This window comes from Pseudomonas sp. FW306-02-D09B (assembly GCF_058782685.1).
In genome coordinates this window covers 208,967-221,712 of sequence record NZ_JBYSXY010000007.1, presented here as the reverse complement: position 1 = coordinate 221,712, position 12,746 = coordinate 208,967, and the positions used below count along the sequence as shown (strand labels likewise).

Below are 12,746 nucleotides of genomic sequence, written 5' to 3'. Positions count from 1 at the left end.
ACGATGGGGATCGAACCCACGACAACGGGAGTCACAATCCCGTGCTCTACCAACTGAGCTACGCCCACCATATCGCGTAACAAAGAAGCCAAAAAACTTCTTCGCTGAGCTCCAACCCGGCCAACGGCCTGACTGAAGCTTTAATTGGTGCGGATGAAGAGACTCGAACTCTTACGCCTCGCGGCGCTGGAACCTAAATCCAGTGTGTCTACCAATTCCACCACATCCGCGGCTCACAACTCTTAAAGCAAAGGCGCCAGACGGTTAAATCTGGCGCCTTTCGAAATATGGGGTGGACGATGGGGATCGAACCCACGACAACGGGAGTCACAATCCCGTGCTCTACCAACTGAGCTACGCCCACCATATCGCGTTACTTGTGCCAAAGCTGCCTAATGGCGCACCCGGCAGGACTCGAACCTGCGACCATCCGCTTAGAAGGCGGATGCTCTATCCAGCTGAGCTACGGGCGCCTTATTAGCTGTACCCTTGAAGGACTACAAACTAAGTGCTTTTCAGCCTTGCAGAACCGTAATTCCGCCTGACCTTCTTAACCAGTGCTAGGCTGTGCCCGACAAGTGCGACGAATAGTATAGGCACCCCTGGAGACCGTCAAATCCTTTTTGAAAAAAATTCATTTAATTAAAGGGCTTAGGGGAATTTGCAGACCAAGCGCCTTTGCCCTCACGTTCTGACATGCGAGAATGCGTTCTCTTTTCTTCCCCCTCTCGATGGTTAATCACGCGCAATGACTGCACAACTAATCGACGGCAAATCGATCGCCGCCAGCCTGCGCCAGCAGATCGCCAAACGTGTTGCCGAGCGTCGCCAGCAAGGTCTGCGCACGCCCGGCCTCGCGGTGATCCTGGTCGGCAGCGATCCCGCCTCTCAGGTTTATGTCTCGCACAAGCGTAAAGACTGTGAAGAGGTCGGCTTCCTCTCCCAAGCCTATGACCTGCCCTCCGACACCACCCAGCAGGCCCTGACCGAACTGATCGACCGTCTTAATGACGACCCGAACATCGACGGCGTGTTGCTGCAACTGCCTTTGCCTGAGCACCTGGACGCGTCCAAACTGCTGGAGCGCATTCGTCCGGACAAAGACGTGGATGGTTTCCACCCTTATAACGTCGGCCGCCTGGCACAACGCATCCCTCTGCTGCGCCCCTGCACCCCTAAAGGCATCATGACCTTGCTGGAAAGCACAGGTGCAAATCTTTACGGGATGGATGCAGTAATTGTCGGCGCTTCCAATATCGTCGGTCGCCCGATGGCGATGGAGTTGTTGTTGGCCGGTTGCACCGTAACCGTGACCCACCGTTTCACCAAGGATCTGGCTGACCACGTCGGTCGCGCCGACCTGGTTGTAGTCGCCGCCGGCAAACCTGGCCTGGTCAAAGGTGAGTGGATCAAGGAAGGCGCCATCGTCATCGACGTTGGCATCAACCGCCAGGAAGACGGCAAGCTGGTAGGCGATGTGGTTTATGAAACCGCCCTGCCCCGCGCTGGCTGGATCACACCAGTACCCGGCGGTGTCGGCCCGATGACTCGCGCCTGCCTGCTGGAAAACACGCTGTACGCAGCGGAAACCCTGCACGGCTGATTCAAGGCTCGCCCTGACGCACAAACAAGGAACCCCGCCAATTGGCGGGGTTCCTTGTTTTATATCACCCTGAAATAAAGAAGTTGACACTAACAACTTCATCTAGATCAAAGCACCTCTTCACACACTACTGAATTTTCAGGAACGGATCAAAGGTCATCTGCTTCCCATCCATTGAAAGCACTACCGAATACTGCACGTTCCCTTTATAACCCTGCGCCTCGACCTGCCCCTTCCAGTAATTACCTGATGGATCGGGCACTGACTTAGGAAGGCAAATCCTATCATTAACCATCTGACCAGTAAAACCAACTATCTGCACATCATTGGAAGGAGAGAGAGGCGCTACAGCCCAATTAATGTATTGCCCTTCAACACATGCCGTATAGAGCTCTGCCTGACCCTCACTACTTGAACCGCAGTGTTTGTTACTGTCTATCAGGTACACATTACCCTGGAGATCACCTGATGCCAGCGCGTTCTCAACATCGACAACAATCAAAACATTTACTGATTTCATCACACTATTCCTTTTGTGTAAGTTGTCTTTAGCGTTGTCAAGTCACTTGAACCATCAGCACCTGGGCGTGCTCGCTTAGGGGGAAGCATGAGGTGTCCGGACAGCGTACATTCACGCCCTTCCATAGGCTTTGGCACGAGGCATTCAATGCCCGATTACAACTGTCCCAGCCATACAACTGGATCAAAAAACCAACTCGCAACATTTCACCGAGTCGACAGCATTAGTGACAATCAGCCGCATATCGTCTTTCCGTGAGCGGGCCTGATGACGCTGTATAACTTGTCGCTCAATGCGAAGGTGAGATTAGCACCACTCATTTAAAAGTAAAGGCGCAAGCTTCTATCCCTACAAATAAAAAAACCACATAACCGCCATATTTTTGGCGAGCGTTTTTCCTAACAACAACAAACACCTTACATTCAGGACTCAACAGTCACCCTATTACGTGACAAAATTTTGAACCGCCTCCCACCACTCACCACTCGCCGTGACCACTGACTATTAGTGCTAACCCCTAAACTTAAACCCACCCACAACCACTTTAAGGGTTACCACTGTTTAATAGAGCGTTTCTCTATATCAATTTTAACGTTAAATTCGCTATTAACAGATCTGAAACCACAACCGTTCGAAATAACCTGCCCGCATGACCAGTCCCACCCTACCTGACCACACGAAGCCTTTTATTGTCTTACACCAAAGCAATCACATCATGTGCTTCCCGAGCATCGACGACGCCTGTGAATCAGACCGTTACAGAGCCGATACAGCCTAAAATATTTTTCATCTGAAGCACCTCTACAGCAGGCGTATAGCGCTTTCCTAGCACATACTCATAAAATGTTACGTTTTTCCCAGAAAGCCCGTTGCAGAACGGCATATTCATTTCTTACCGAGTCCGCCCGCGTGAAAATCCGTCTATCCATCCTGAGCCTATTTTTTGTACTTACAGGCCCTCTTGTCACCTCAAACGTCTACGCACGTGACACCACCGCGGCACCTCGAGACACCTCACAACTGCGCATCGCCTCAGGCAGTGCGATGGTGATCGATCTGCAAACCGACAAAGTCATCTACGCCAGCAACCCGGACGTGATCGTGCCGATCGCCTCGGTGACCAAATTGATGACCGGGCTGATCGTGCTGGACGCCAAGCAGAACATGGACGAATACATTTCCGTTACGATCAGCGAAACCCCGGAAATGAAAGGTGTGTTCTCCAGGGTCAAACTCAATAGCGAACTGTCGCGCAGGGAAATGCTGCAGATTGCACTCATGTCCTCGGAAAATCGCGCTGCCGCGAGCCTGGCCCACCACTACCCAGGCGGTTACGCTGCTTTTATCGCCGCAATGAACGCCAAGGCCAGGGCGCTGGGCATGACCAGTACCCATTACGTCGAACCGACCGGCCTGTCAGAGCACAACGTTTCCACGGCCCGCGACCTGAGCAAACTGCTCCAGGCTGCACGCAAATACCCGATGCTGAGTGAACTGAGCACGACCAAGGAAAAAACCGTGACGTTCCGCAGACCCAGCTACTCCTTGGGTTTTCACAACACCGACCACCTGATCAACAAGGCCGACTGGGACATTAAGCTGACCAAGACCGGCTTTACCAATCAGGCCGGCCACTGCCTGGTGTTGGTGACGAACATGGGTAATCGCCCTGTTTCGCTGGTGATTCTCGATGCCTTCGGCAAGTACACCCACTTTGCGGATGCCGGACGGATTCGTCAGTGGGTTGAAACCGGCAGGAGCACCTCTGTGCCGAGTGTTGCCCTGCAATACAAAGCCGAGAAAAATCTGCAACATCGTCAAGGTAGCGGCATGGCGCAGACCGGCAAATAAGCGCACGAAAAAAGGCCCGCGACGCGAGTCGGGGCCTTTATCGATAACGGCGCCTCAAGGCGCCGTTTTTATTCGGTTCGATTAATGGGCAGCCAGTGCTTTGGTCGCCTTGGTTGCTGCCTGCTCCTGTCCAGCCCGAGCCAGATCGTCAGCGGCCTTGAGCCAGCGCTGCGAGTCAACCTTGGCCGGAATCTGGGTCGGCCCCTGAATCAACACTGCCCAACCGCCAGCATTTTCGAACGCGGACTCGAACGACGTGAAGCTCATCAGCAACCGGCGGTCCATTCCTGAACGCAGCAGCACCGTCTGCTTGTGACGGTTGTAGCCGGCGAGAATCGCGTACCTCGGCTCTTTCCAGAATGCCGAACCTTCGCTGAAGCGCAGCAACACCGGATAACCTGCCGCGACCTGGGTCAACAGCGCCGGCAAATTGCTGTCCAGCGGATACACGACCATCCCGTATTCACGCGCCAGGTTCTGCATGTTCTGCTGCAACTGCGCCTCGGCGCCCGGCAAATGCAGCGGCTTGTCGAGCAGCCCCGGGGTAATCACGATGCCTTGCTGGGAAAGCATGCTGGCCAGCGATTGCGGCCCGCTTTGATAGGCTTCGCCACGGTAAAACGGCATGCCACTGAGCTCGACGCGCTCAGGCAGACGCTGGATTTCAGGTTGCACACTCCCGGCACAACCGGCCAGGCTCAAGACGCAGGCCGCGGCCAGCAGGGCGCAGCGGAATCGGGAAAGTACCGGCAACATCATCACTCACTTGTTCAGGCGCCAGGCAAACGGTCTCCCGGCTTCGCTGATGATCATAGCAGTGGTATAGCCTTTAACGGCAGTCGCATGCAGTTGATAGAGCGAACGGGTTGGAGACTCATCACACTTGGTCAATTGCCTGCAACACATCAGCGACTAGACTGACGCTTGTACAGAGTGTGTGCCCGAAGCAGGGCAAAGAGGAGGCACTGAATGAGCCTGACGATGATAATCCTGATGCTGATCGGTGGCTGGCTGGCCGTTGCCGCCGCGATGCTGTGGGGCGTATTGCGCATTACCCGCAGACACCAGCACGCCTATATTCCACCTGCGGCACCCGGCAAAGTCGAGAAACCTGCCCGGCACCACGTCACAGCACACTGATCGATTCGGTTCAAATCCCCCACAAATCAAAACGGCCACCTGCACGTTGTCGAGTGCAGATGACCGTTGGTGATTTACCTTAACGCTTACGCCTCAGCAGCGACTCGCTTCTCCCGGGCCCGACGCGACAGCATGTTCAGACCTTCAATCGTTGCCGAGAATGCCATGGCCGCATAGATGTAGCCTTTCGGTACGTGGGCGCCGAAACCTTCGGCGATCAGGGTCATGCCGATCATGATCAGGAAGCCCAGGGCCAGCATCACCACTGTCGGGTTGTCATTGATGAATTTGGCCAGAGGCTCGGCCGCCAGCAACATCACCATCACCGACACCAGCACCGCAATGATCATGATCGGCAAATGCTCGGTCATGCCGACAGCGGTAATGATGCTGTCGATGGAAAACACCAGGTCGAGCATCAGAATCTGACCGATTGCCGCGGCAAAACCCAATGTCACGCCGGACGTTTTCGACGTCGGATCCTCGGCTGGCGGATCCATGCTGTGATGGATTTCAGTGGTCGCCTTCCACAACAGGAACAGGCCACCGGCGATCAGGATCATGTCTTTCCACGAGAACGCGTGATTGAACAGTTCAATCACCGGCTCCGTCAGCTGCACGATGAACGCAATGGTGCTCAGCAAGCCCAGACGCAGGACCAAGGCCATGCTGATACCGATGCGGCGAGCCTTCGCACGGTGCTGCACGGGCAGCTTGTTGGTCAGGATCGAGATGAAGATCAGGTTGTCGATGCCGAGCACGATTTCCATCACGATCAACGTAGCCAGGGCGACCCAGGCTGTAGGGCTTGCTGCGAGTTGTAAAAGATAGTCCATGGATCAGTCCTGACTCGGTGTTGAACGGGTTAGATTTCCTGCGATGTGCCAGGTTTTTTCTCGCTATCGTCAGCGGGTTTTTCCTTGTTGCCGACGATGTTCGAAGTGGCGTCGCTCAGCGCTTGCTCCGCCGCCTTATGCGTATCGTCGATCGCCTGCTTGGCGGTTTCGGCGGCTTTGCCCATCAGTTGCTGGGCACTTTTCTCGGCCTGGTCACAGCCTGTCAGCAGCAGTGCAGAAAGGGCCAGCAACGAAGCGGCGGCCAGGGAGTTGAGTTTCATCATGCTTTCCTCGATAGAGCGAACTTGACCAAGGGAGTGGCCCGTCGATAGCGAGGCATTCTAAGGAGGCAAACACTTCAGGAAAATTCGTATTTTTAGCAGCTATACTTCGGTTTTTCCGAATCGGCAAAGCGCATGCTCAATTATCGGCAATTGCATTACTTCTGGGTCGTGGCCAAAACCGGCAGCATCGTGCGTGCCTGCGAGCAATTGAACCTGACTCCGCAGACCATCAGTGGGCAGATCAGTCTGCTCGAACAAACCTATGGGATAGAGCTGTTTCAACGGGTTGGCCGGCAACTGGAACTGACCGAGGCCGGACGGCAGACACTGCCGTACGCCGAGCAGATGTTTCAACTGGGTGGCGAGCTGGAGGCCATGCTTCGGGCGCAGCCCAATGAACAGCAGATTCTGTTCCGGGTGGGCGTCGCCGACGTGGTGCCCAAATCCATCGTCTATCGCCTGATTGCACCGACCATGGAGCTGACTGAGCCGCTACGCATCACCTGTCGCGAGGACAAACTGGAGCGCTTGCTGGCCGATCTGGCCATTCAGCGGCTGGACCTGGTGATCTCCGACAGCCCGATGCCGTCGCACCTGGACATCAAGGGTTACAGCCAGAAGCTCGGCGAATGCGGCATCAGTTTTTTCGCCACCACCGAATTGGCACAACGCTATGGCAAAGACTTCCCGCGCGGCCTGCACGGTGCGCCCCTGTTGATTCCAGGGCAGGAAACCGTGGTACGCAGCCGCTTGCAGCGCTGGTTCGCCGAACAGCAGATTCAGCCACGCATTGTCGGTGAGTTTGATGACAGTGCCTTGATGCAGGCGTTCGGCCAATCCGGCAGCGGGATTTTCATCGGCCCGAGCGTGATTGCCGACGAGGTGAGACGCCAATGCAGCGTCGAGTTGATCGGGCAGACCGATGCGGTGACCGAGTCGTTTTACGCGATCTCGGTCGAGCGCAAGGTCAAGCACCCCGGCATTGTCGCAATTACCGAAGGTGCCCGCCGCGAGCTGTTTACCGCGCTTTGAAGCCTCAGGCGCAGACGGCTGGGGCTTTGACCTTCATCAGCAACAAGGCCAATACAATCGACACCAGGATAAAACCGGCCGCCGCAAACCCCAGGCTGCCCAGGCCCAAGGTGTCGATCACGTGCCCACCGACCATCGCCCCCAAGCCGATCCCCAGATTGGCCCCGGCGATGTTCAGCGACGCAGCAAAGGCTGGCGCCTGCGGGGCGGCTTTCATCAAGCGCACGTGGCTGACCAGGAACAACGCGGCCTGGGTCACGCCCCAGACGCCCATCGCCGCGGCCAGTCCCAGCGTCGAATGAATACTCGGCACCAGCGCCACCATGCCGCCGATCATGAAGCCACAGAACACCATCGACGCGATCAACGGATGGCGATCGACCATGCGTCCGCCCAGCGAGTTGCCGATCAGCCCGACCGCACCAAAGCCCATCAGGCACCAGCCGACTACGGTGCCGTTGAAACCGGCCAGCCGCTCAAGGATGTCGGCCAGGTAGGTGTAAGCGGTAAACATCCCGCTGAAGACCAGAATCGACAACAGCACGTGCCCTTGCATCAGCGGGCTGCGCAGAATCTTGAACTGTGAACGCAAGCTCACCTGCTGGTTGTGCAGGTTGGTTTTCGGCAAATAGATAAACAGCAGCAGCGCCTTGGCCAAGGCAATGACCGCGAGAATACCGAACGCCGTGCGCCAGCCGAACGCATCGGAAATCAACGTACCGACGGGGATCCCGAACACGGTCGCGCAGACAATCCCGAATCCGATCTTGGCAATCGCCCGCCCCGCATAGTCCGGCCCGACGATGTCCACCGCCGTTTCACTGGCCAGCGCCCAGAACACCGGTAAACCCAGCGCCGGTATCAGCCGCGCGACGGCCATCACGCCAATGTTCGGCGCCATGGCCGCCAGGGTGTTCGCCAGCCCGAACATGATCAGCACGCTGATAAACAGACGCCGACGTTCAAAACGCGCGAAATACGCGGTCAGGAAGGGTCCGAAGGCGGCGACGGTAAACGCGAACAAGGTCACCAGCAGTCCCGCCTGGGAAACGCTGACATCGAGGTCGCGAGCGATCGACGGTAACAGACCGACAATGATGAACTCTGTGGTCAGCACGGTGAAACCGGCGGCTGACAACAACAGGATGGGCAACAGCATGGGGTAACTCCAGAAAACGACAACGCCAGCGACAGCCCAAGGGCTCACTGAGGGGAGATGAAAAAGTGGATGGCGAAGCTTAACAGAGTGTGTCCGACAGCGCTGGCGTACACCTGACATATCCGCTTAAACACTCGGGTGGCAGATCGTCACAGGTCTGAAGGATCGCGACTACGCTGTGATAAAGTCCGCGCCCGCAAAAAAATTCAACCTTGCTCACCCGCCAACGCAGATGACGCAATGTGCGCTTGCCCGGTCAGCCTGCCTGTTTTTGCTGACCGGGTTTCTCGATTCACGGCACCTTAAAAAAATCAGAGATACCGCTATGACTGCTGCTCCGCCTACTCTTTTGCAAAGACTCAAACACACCAGCCTGGTCACGCAAATCGTCATTGGCCTGATCGTCGGCATTGCCTTGGCGCTGTTTGCGCCTGAGGTGGCGAAATCCACTGCATTCATCGGCAAAGTGTTTGTCTCGGCACTGAAAGCCGTCGCACCGATTCTGGTGTTCGTGCTGGTGATGGCCTCGATCGCCAACCACAAACACGGTCAGGAAACCCATATCAAGCCGATTCTGTTCCTGTATCTGCTGGGCACCTTTGCCGCAGCCGTAGTGGCAGTGGTGGCCAGCAGCCTGTTCCCTTCGAGCCTGGTGCTGTCCACCCACGACGTGGCGATCAGCGCGCCCGGCGGAATCTCCGAAGTCTTGCAAAGCCTGCTGCTTAGCGTGGTCGACAACCCGATCAGTGCACTGATGAACGCCAATTTCATCGGCATTCTGGCCTGGGCAATCGGCATGGGCATCGCGATCCGCCATGCCGGCGAAACCACCCGCACCGTACTCGGCGACCTGTCCAACGGCGTCACGCTGATCGTGCGCCTGGTGATTCGTTTTGCTCCGCTGGGGATCTTCGGCCTGGTCGCCTCCACGCTGGCCACCTCGGGCTTCGGCGCACTGATCGGTTACCTGCATCTGCTGGCCGTACTGCTGGGTTGCATGCTGTTCGTGGCGCTGGTGATGAACCCGGCCATCGTCTATTGGAAGCTGCGCCGCAACCCTTACCCGTTGGTGCTGACCTGCCTGCGGGAAAGCGGAATCACCGCGTTCTTCACCCGCAGTTCGGCGGCGAACATTCCGGTCAACCTGGAACTGAGCAAGCGTTTGGGTCTGCATGAAGACACCTACTCGGTTTCGATCCCGCTGGGCGCGACCATCAACATGGCCGGTGCGGCGATCACCATCACGGTACTGACCCTGGCGGCGGTGCACACGCTGGGGATTGCCGTGGACATCCCGACAGCCGTGCTGCTCAGCGTCGTCGCGGCGATCTGTGCCTGCGGCGCTTCGGGTGTGGCCGGTGGTTCACTGCTGTTGATTCCGCTGGCGTGCAGCCTGTTTGGCATTCCGAGCGAGATCGCCATGCAAGTGGTGGCGGTCGGCTTCATCATCGGCGTGTTGCAGGACTCGGCAGAAACCGCACTGAACTCCTCCACCGACGTGCTGTTCACCGCAGCCGCTTGCCTGGCCCAGGAAGAGAAAACCGTACAAGCCGCGTAACAAACCGGCCCCACAAAAAAAACCGCCAAGGTTCACACCTTGGCGGGTTTTTTGTAGCTGGCGGGTTTAGAACGCGCCCATGTAATCGCGCTTGCCGACTTCAACACCGTTGTGACGCAGGATCGCGTAGGCGGTGGTGACGTGGAAGAAGAACTGCGGCAAACCGTAGGTCAGCAGGTAAGCCTGGCCACTGAAGCGTTTTTCTTTCGGGGTGCCTGGACGGGTAACGATCTCGATACCTTCCTTGCCATTGATTTGCTCAGGCTTGATACCGTCGATGAAGGCCAGCACCTTGGCGAGCAGGGCTTGCAGCTCGGCGAAGGTCACTTCGGTGTCGTCGTACTTCGGCAGTTCGATTTCGGCCAGGCGGGCAGAAACGCCTTTGGCGAAATCGACGGCGATCTGCACCTGACGCACCAGCGGGAACATGTCCGGGTACAGACGCGCTTGCAGGAAGGCGTTCGGGTCGATGTTTTTGGCAGTGGCGTGAGCTTCGGCCTTGTTCAGAACATCGCTCAACGCGTTGAGCATTTGCTTGAAGACTGGAACGGAAGCAGCGTACAGAGAAATAGTCATGGCAGTCTCGTAGGGTGGAGGGTGTTGTGAAAGAGTAAAACGTGGGCGCGATTATAGCCCTGCTTGCAGCGACGTGCGGCGTGTCTTTGATCCCGCACGACCGGCCAGTGTATCCATTCCCCCTAGCGCCCCTGAACAAACTGCACGATGACTTCAAAGCCGTCTTGTTTACCCGTCGCGGGCGACACGAGCGTCATCGTCGCGTTGACGCCCTGGGCAATCGTCAGCGCGATGGCCAGGCCAAGTCCCGAACCCTCAGCGCCGCTTTCACCTCGCACGAAGCGCTCGGTCAGGCGTTTCAATATCGGCTCAGGCACCACCGGACCGGCATTGACCACTCTCAGGAGTGCCTGACTGGAAAGGCTCACCTCAATGGGTTGATCCGGCGCGCCATGCTTCATCGCGTTCTCGATCAGGTTGCGCACAAGAATGGCGAAAGCGTCAGGATCAATGGCCGACAGCACGCTTTGCACAGCGGGCAGAACCAGATGAACCCGCTGGCCGGCTGCGTGATTGCACTCATCGACCACATGCGCCAGTAACGGTATGAGGTCTTGCGGCACTTCGGACAGAAGCCCGCCACCTTCAGCCTTGGCCAGTTGCATCAGCTTTTCCGAGAGTCGCGTCAGCGCCTGGAGAGAGGCCTCGATCTTCGCGGCACGCACTTGAAGCGGGCCCTCAGGCGCCTCGCGGCGTAACCGCTGAATGTGCGCCAACGTCGCCGCCAACGGGGTGCGCAGCTCATGGGCACTGTTGGCGGTAAAGCTGCGTTCCGTCTCCAGTGCCTTGCGCAGTCGCTCCATCAGATGGTTGACCGCCTCGGCCAACGGATCGATTTCCGCAGGCAATCGATCCACCTTGATAGGAGACAGGTCACCGACCCCGCGCGTCTCGATGGCCCGGCGGTACGCCCGAACGCTGCGCAGGCTGACGTGCACAAACAACCAGGTGCCCAGCAAGCTGATCGGAATCAGTGCCAGCAACGGCAGGAGCAACGCGAACAAGGCCTCCTGAGCGGCTTCGCGTCGATGGGCCAAGGGTTCGGCCATCTCGATAAAAACGCCTTCGCGCGGAGCACTGGTCCCGTACAAACGGTACCTGGAAGTGGTCGTGAAGCCCTCCACCGGCAGCGGATTGAATATGTCAGGGTCGGCGTCATGGGATTGCATCAGTATCTCGCCCCGGGCATCGCGGACCAGGTACGTCAGGTATTCCTTGCGCACTTTAAGCGGCGCAATATGCCGAGCCTGGCGAGGCTCATCAGGGCTGCCGATTTCGAGCACGGCCAAGGGCAGGATTCGCTGTGCCGTCTCCTCCAGTGCACTGTCGAAGGCCTCGTTCAATTCGTGTTGCACCACGACCCAGGCGCCGACGGTCGCCCCCAGCCAAAGCAGGGTCATGCCCAGCGTCAGCCCCAGCCCCAGGCGTTTTTGCAGACTTGAAGCGGGCTTCATTCCGGCATCAACCGGTAGCCCATCCCACGGACCGTCTCGATCATCTCGCGGCCGAGTTTCTTGCGCAGACGGCTGATATAGACCTCGATGGTGTTGCTTTCAATTTCGGCGCCGAATGCATACAGGCGATCTTCCAGCTGGGATTTCGATAACAACGCGCCGGGGCGCTGGATAAAGGCTTCGAACAATGCCCACTCGCGCGCGGTGAGGTCCACCGTCATGCCGGCGCGCAGCACCGTGCGAGCGGTCATGTCGACCTGCAACCCGCCCACTTTGATCTGCGGATTGGGATTACCACTGTAGCGCCGCGCCACCGCCGCGACTCGGGCGGACAACTCGAAGAGATCAAAGGGTTTGACCAGATAGTCGTCAGCCCCCGCATTCAGGCCCTCGATGCGATCGGATATCTGGTCTCGCGCCGTGAGAATAATCACCGGAGTGACATCCCCCGCCCCGCGTTGCTGGCGCAAAAAATCCAGCCCTCGCCCGTCCGGCAGCATCAGGTCAAGCAAGATCAGGTCATAACGCGTCGTTCGCACACTGCTCTGAGCGTGATCGAGACGCTGCACCCAGTCCACCGCGTGGCCGTCATCCGCGAGTTGCTCACGTACCGCCTCGCCGAGCCCCACAGCGTCCTCAACCAATAAAACCCGCATTGCCACCCTCCTGTGATGGTTCGCCGTACAACACCTTGGCTGACGAACCTGACAAAGGCCTGAATTCCCCTTCAGGT

At 57.5% G+C, this 12,746-nt stretch carries 14 protein-coding genes and 3 tRNA genes; 5 read left to right on the top strand and 12 right to left on the bottom strand.

Annotated features, from left to right (window positions below):
- Positions 1–145: 145 nt before the first annotated feature.
- From AC3WK5_RS14670 to AC3WK5_RS14660, 3 genes are all read right to left on the bottom strand, one after another.
- Positions 146–230: transfer RNA gene (locus AC3WK5_RS14670), tRNA-Leu, on the bottom strand.
- A 58-nt stretch (positions 231–288) separates the two neighbouring features.
- A tRNA-His gene (locus AC3WK5_RS14665) sits at positions 289–364 on the bottom strand.
- A 32-nt stretch (positions 365–396) separates the two neighbouring features.
- A tRNA-Arg gene (locus tag AC3WK5_RS14660) sits at positions 397–473 on the bottom strand.
- A 275-nt stretch (positions 474–748) separates the two neighbouring features.
- On the opposite strand from AC3WK5_RS14660, the gene folD reads away from it, so the two are divergent.
- Positions 749–1,603: a bifunctional methylenetetrahydrofolate dehydrogenase/methenyltetrahydrofolate cyclohydrolase FolD gene (gene folD, locus AC3WK5_RS14655; protein ID WP_103316153.1), complete on the top strand. Its 855-nt coding sequence runs from the start codon at positions 749–751 to the stop codon at positions 1,601–1,603.
- Positions 1,604–1,730: 127 nt separating this feature from the next.
- Here folD and makC read toward each other — a convergent pair whose 3' ends face one another.
- Together makC and AC3WK5_RS14645 are read right to left on the bottom strand one after the other, a co-directional pair.
- A complete protein-coding gene (gene makC / locus AC3WK5_RS14650) occupies positions 1,731–2,123 on the bottom strand; it encodes an alpha-pore-forming tripartite toxin MakABE regulator (protein ID WP_054596537.1) in 393 nt (130 codons plus the stop codon).
- Positions 2,124–2,871: 748 nt separating this feature from the next.
- Positions 2,872–3,012: a hypothetical protein gene (locus AC3WK5_RS14645; RefSeq protein WP_158248914.1), complete on the bottom strand. Its 141-nt coding sequence runs from the start codon at positions 3,010–3,012 to the stop codon at positions 2,872–2,874.
- Between the two features lie 20 nt (positions 3,013–3,032).
- On the opposite strand from AC3WK5_RS14645, the gene pbpG reads away from it, so the two are divergent.
- Complete coding sequence (gene pbpG / locus AC3WK5_RS14640; RefSeq protein WP_054596536.1) at positions 3,033–3,974, top strand: D-alanyl-D-alanine endopeptidase; 942 nt, start codon at positions 3,033–3,035, stop codon at positions 3,972–3,974.
- Positions 3,975–4,055: 81 nt separating this feature from the next.
- On the opposite strand, the gene AC3WK5_RS14635 is transcribed toward pbpG, so the two are convergent.
- Positions 4,056–4,730: a peptidase C39 family protein gene (locus AC3WK5_RS14635; protein ID WP_256585171.1), complete on the bottom strand. Its 675-nt coding sequence runs from the start codon at positions 4,728–4,730 to the stop codon at positions 4,056–4,058.
- A 213-nt stretch (positions 4,731–4,943) separates the two neighbouring features.
- On the opposite strand from AC3WK5_RS14635, the gene AC3WK5_RS14630 reads away from it, so the two are divergent.
- A complete protein-coding gene (locus AC3WK5_RS14630; protein ID WP_173860006.1) occupies positions 4,944–5,114 on the top strand; it encodes a hypothetical protein in 171 nt (56 codons plus the stop codon).
- 86 nt (positions 5,115–5,200) lie between these two features.
- On the opposite strand, the gene AC3WK5_RS14625 is transcribed toward AC3WK5_RS14630, so the two are convergent.
- Together AC3WK5_RS14625 and AC3WK5_RS14620 are read right to left on the bottom strand one after the other, a co-directional pair.
- Positions 5,201–5,950 carry a TerC family protein gene (locus tag AC3WK5_RS14625; protein ID WP_054596534.1) on the bottom strand — a complete coding sequence of 250 codons (750 nt, stop codon included), beginning with the start codon at positions 5,948–5,950 and terminating at the stop codon, positions 5,201–5,203.
- Between the two features lie 29 nt (positions 5,951–5,979).
- On the bottom strand, positions 5,980–6,231 hold the full coding sequence (locus tag AC3WK5_RS14620) for a hypothetical protein (RefSeq protein WP_054596533.1): 252 nt from the start codon (positions 6,229–6,231) through the stop codon (positions 5,980–5,982).
- Positions 6,232–6,366: 135 nt separating this feature from the next.
- Between AC3WK5_RS14620 and nhaR the strand changes: the two genes are divergently transcribed.
- Complete coding sequence (gene nhaR / locus AC3WK5_RS14615) at positions 6,367–7,266, top strand: transcriptional activator NhaR (protein WP_103316151.1); 900 nt, start codon at positions 6,367–6,369, stop codon at positions 7,264–7,266.
- Between the two features lie 4 nt (positions 7,267–7,270).
- On the opposite strand, the gene AC3WK5_RS14610 is transcribed toward nhaR, so the two are convergent.
- A complete protein-coding gene (locus AC3WK5_RS14610; protein ID WP_054596531.1) occupies positions 7,271–8,425 on the bottom strand; it encodes an MFS transporter in 1,155 nt (384 codons plus the stop codon).
- A 325-nt stretch (positions 8,426–8,750) separates the two neighbouring features.
- Between AC3WK5_RS14610 and sstT the strand changes: the two genes are divergently transcribed.
- Positions 8,751–9,983: a serine/threonine transporter SstT gene (gene sstT / locus AC3WK5_RS14605; protein ID WP_103316150.1), complete on the top strand. Its 1,233-nt coding sequence runs from the start codon at positions 8,751–8,753 to the stop codon at positions 9,981–9,983.
- Positions 9,984–10,049: 66 nt separating this feature from the next.
- Here the strand turns inward: sstT and AC3WK5_RS14600 are convergent, their stop codons facing one another.
- The 3 genes from AC3WK5_RS14600 to AC3WK5_RS14590 all read right to left on the bottom strand — a co-directional run bounded on the left by AC3WK5_RS14600 (position 10,050) and on the right by AC3WK5_RS14590 (position 12,669).
- Positions 10,050–10,559 carry a DUF1993 domain-containing protein gene (locus AC3WK5_RS14600; RefSeq protein ID WP_103316149.1) on the bottom strand — a complete coding sequence of 170 codons (510 nt, stop codon included), beginning with the start codon at positions 10,557–10,559 and terminating at the stop codon, positions 10,050–10,052.
- Positions 10,560–10,681: 122 nt separating this feature from the next.
- Complete coding sequence (locus tag AC3WK5_RS14595) at positions 10,682–12,013, bottom strand: sensor histidine kinase (protein WP_103316148.1); 1,332 nt, start codon at positions 12,011–12,013, stop codon at positions 10,682–10,684.
- Positions 12,010–12,669 carry a response regulator transcription factor gene (locus AC3WK5_RS14590; RefSeq protein WP_103316147.1) on the bottom strand — a complete coding sequence of 220 codons (660 nt, stop codon included), beginning with the start codon at positions 12,667–12,669 and terminating at the stop codon, positions 12,010–12,012. Before AC3WK5_RS14590 ends, AC3WK5_RS14595 begins: the two co-directional genes overlap by 4 nt.
- Positions 12,670–12,746 lie beyond the last annotated feature (77 nt).